Source organism: Brevundimonas sp. (genome assembly GCF_036677305.1).
Lineage (GTDB): Bacteria > Pseudomonadota > Alphaproteobacteria > Caulobacterales > Caulobacteraceae > Brevundimonas.
This window is the reverse complement of record NZ_JAKFEB010000169.1, coordinates 1-2,965: the sequence shown is the minus strand read 5'-3', so window position 1 is coordinate 2,965 and position 2,965 is coordinate 1. Positions and strand designations below refer to the sequence as shown.

General features: G+C 74.0%; 3 protein-coding genes. 2 read left to right on the top strand and 1 reads right to left on the bottom strand.

Features of this window, described 5'->3' with window-relative positions; translation table 11 throughout:
- The coding region (locus V6M42_RS09535) for an efflux RND transporter periplasmic adaptor subunit (RefSeq protein ID WP_332678327.1) at nt 1-810 on the top strand (810 nt) is incomplete at its 5' end.
- Here the strand turns inward: V6M42_RS09535 and V6M42_RS09530 are convergent.
- A complete protein-coding gene (locus tag V6M42_RS09530) occupies nt 807-1,742 on the bottom strand; it encodes a LysR substrate-binding domain-containing protein (protein ID WP_332678326.1) in 936 nt (311 codons plus the stop codon). The two genes, V6M42_RS09535 and V6M42_RS09530, sit on opposite strands and share 4 nt — an antisense overlap.
- An 8-nt stretch (nt 1,743-1,750) precedes the next feature.
- Here V6M42_RS09530 and V6M42_RS09525 point away from each other — a divergent pair, with 8 nt between their 5' ends.
- A complete protein-coding gene (locus V6M42_RS09525) occupies nt 1,751-2,905 on the top strand; it encodes an MFS transporter (protein ID WP_332678325.1) in 1,155 nt (384 codons plus the stop codon).
- The last annotated feature ends 60 nt before the right edge of the window (nt 2,906-2,965 follow it).

Below are 2,965 nucleotides of genomic sequence, written 5' to 3'. Positions count from 1 at the left end.
CGCCGCGGCGGCGTCGTCCGTCAGGTGCTGGTGCAGGAAGGCGACCGCGTCGTCGCCGGCCAGATCCTCGCCCGCCAGGAGGACGACGAACCCCGTCTGGCCCTGCAGAGCGCCAACGCCGACGTCGCCCAGGCCGAAAGCCAGCTGCGTTCGCTTCAGGTCGATGTCCGCACCGCCCAGCGCGAGCACGACCGCCTGCAACAGCTGGTGGCGTCCAACTTCGTCGCCGCCTCGCGCATGGACGCCGCCCGCGACGCCATCGCCACCGCCCAGGCTCGCCTCGGCTCCGCCCAGGCCGCCGTCCAGACCGCCCGCGCCCGTCGCGACCAGGCCGCCTACAATGTCGAGCTGACGGTGATCCGCGCGCCCCAGTCGGGCCGCATCGTGCGCCGCTACGCCAACCCCGGCGCCGGCGCCTCGACCCTGAACGTCTCCAACATGTTCGACCTCGAGCCCGACGCCCCGCGCATCGCCCGCGCCGAGATCGTCGAGAGCGACATCCCCAACATCACCCCCGGCCAGGCCGTCGAGATCACCCCCGAGGGCGATCCGTCCAAGGTCTATGTCGGCGCCGTCCTGCGCCGCGCCGCCGTCTTCGGCGCCCGCAAGCTGGCCTCGGACGATCCCTCGCAGCGTTCGGACGAACGCGTCGTGGAAGTGGTGGTCACCGCCGGCGACGCGCCGCTGCTGATCGGCCAGCGGGTGCTGGTCAAATTCATGAAGCCCGGCCAGACCGCCGGCGCCCCGCGCGCCGCAACCGTCGGCGTCCCCGCGGCCCGCGCCATGCGGGCTCCGGCCGCGGCGGGCTAGGGTTCGACCTGCGCCGCCGAGGCCTCGGCCTCGGCCCGCAGCCAGTCGAGGAACGTCCGCACGTGGCGCACCGGCGGCTCGCCCGTCCGGATGGCCGCCAGCGCGCCGCCGTCGGGGACGAAGCCGAACGGCGCCGCCAGTCGCCCCGCCGTCACGTCATCGGCCACGATCGTCCAGGGCAGGACCGCAACGCCCAGACCGGCCAGGGCTGCGTCCAGCACGAAATGCAGATGGGCCAGGGTGCGCGTCGGGCCCCTGGCCTCGGGCTGTCCGGCCGCCGCCGCCCAGTCCGCCCAGCCCGACGGATGCGTCCGCGCCGCCAGCCGCGTCCCGATCGCGCCCGCGATGACAGACGGGGCCAGTCCCGGGGCGCAGACCAGACCGATCCGGTTCGGCGCCAGCACCTCGACCTCTTCCCGGTCCAGGGCCTCGACGCCCAGATAGCGCACGACCAGATCGGCCCCGCGCTGCCCGGTCGCGTGCGGCGCGAGATCGCTCAGATGGACCGCGATTCCGGGGTGCAGACGCTCGAACGCCGGCAGGCGCGGGATCAGCCATTTGACGGCCAGGCTGGCGTTGACGGCGACCTGGACCTCCCGGTCCCGCCGCGTCGCCCGCACGGCCGCCTCCAGGGCGTCGAAGCCGGTCGTCAGCCCCGCCAGCAGGTCTCGCCCGGCGGAGGTGAGCGCCAGCCGGTGCCGGGGCCCTTCGAACAGCCGGACCCCCAGCGCCGCCTCCAGCGCCTTCACCTGCCGGCTGACCGCGCTGTGGGTGACGTTCAGCTCGCCCGCCGCCCGGGTGGCGCTGCCCGTGCGGCCCATCGCCTCGAAGGCCCGCAGTCCGTTCAGGGACGGAAGTCGGCCGCGTGCTGTGAGATTATCGAACATGCCCGGGCCGATACGTCGCTTTCCCGGCGCGGGCAACTGCCGCATGGCGCGCCATGCTCAACGTCTCCCGCGCCGTCGTTCCCGTTCTCGGCCTGGGTCAGGTCGTCGCCTTCGCCTCAAGCTACTATCTGCTCGGCGTGCTCGCCGATCCCATGGCGCGGGACCTGGGCCTCGACCCCGCCGCTCCGTTCGCCGCCCTGTCCGCCGCCTTCCTGTTGTCCGCCGTCCTGACGCCCTGGGCCGGGCGGCTGATCGAACGGCGCGGGGGACGGACGGTGCTGGCCGCGTCCAATGTCGCCTATGCGGCGGCCCTGCTTCTGATCGGGTCTGCGCTGAACTCATGGGTCCTGCTGACCGGGATCGCAGCCCTGGGCTTCGGCATGGCGATCGGTCTCTACGGCACGGCCTTCTCGGTCCTGGTCGAACTGAAAGGCGCGGCCGCGCGCAGGTCGATCACCGCCGTGTCGCTGATCGGCGCCTTGGGCGGCGGGGTGGGCTGGCCGCTCAGCCGCATGGCCGCCGAAGCCTGGGACTGGCGCGCGGCCTGTCTGATGTGGGCGCTGGCGCATCTCGCCATCTGCCTGCCCCTCGGCCTGACCGTGCTGCCGAAACGCCCCCGCGCGGACCGCTGCGCCACCGAAGCCCCGGCCGCTCCGGTCATATGGGACCGGCGGATGTTGCAGATGGCGGGGATCTTCGCCGGCGCATGGTTCGTCTCGACCGCCATGGGGGCCCATCTGCCCCGGCTGCTCGTTGATCTCGGCATGAGCCTGGACCGCGCCGCCTGGGCCGCGGGCCTGATGGCGGCGAGCGCCATCGGGGCGCGCCTGTTCGATCTGCTCGTCCTGCACCGCTCGCACCCGGTGGCGACGGCCCGGCTGGGGACCTTGCTGCACCCCGCGGGGGCCCTCATCGCCTCCGTCGGAGGGCCCCGCCTCGCCGCCGCGATCGCCGTGGGGCAGGGAGCCGGCAATGGCCTGCTGTCCGTGGCCTCCGGCGTCCTGCCGCTGCACGTCTTCGGACCGGACCGCTACGCCGTGCGTCAGGCCATGATCCTGACGCCCGCCCGCTACCTTCAGGCCGCCGCGCCCGCCGCCTACGCCCTGGCCCTCGACGCCTCGGCGGGGTTCGCGCTGGCGGCGTCCAGCGCCGTCTGCCTCGTGATGTTCGCCCTGACCTTCGGCCTGCGCCCCGTCAGCGCCCCGTGAAGTCCGCCGGCCGTTTCTCCAGCGCCGCCGTCACGCCTTCCAGATGGTCGTCGCCCAGAT

Excerpts from the sequence above, each read along its gene's own strand:
- V6M42_RS09525 (WP_332678325.1), top strand. The coding sequence starts at position 1,751 with ATGCTCAACGTCTCCCGCGCCGTCGTTCCCGTTCTCGGCCTGGGTCAG.
- V6M42_RS09530 (WP_332678326.1), bottom strand. The coding sequence starts at position 1,742 with ATGCGGCAGTTGCCCGCGCCGGGAAAGCGACGTATCGGCCCGGGCATG.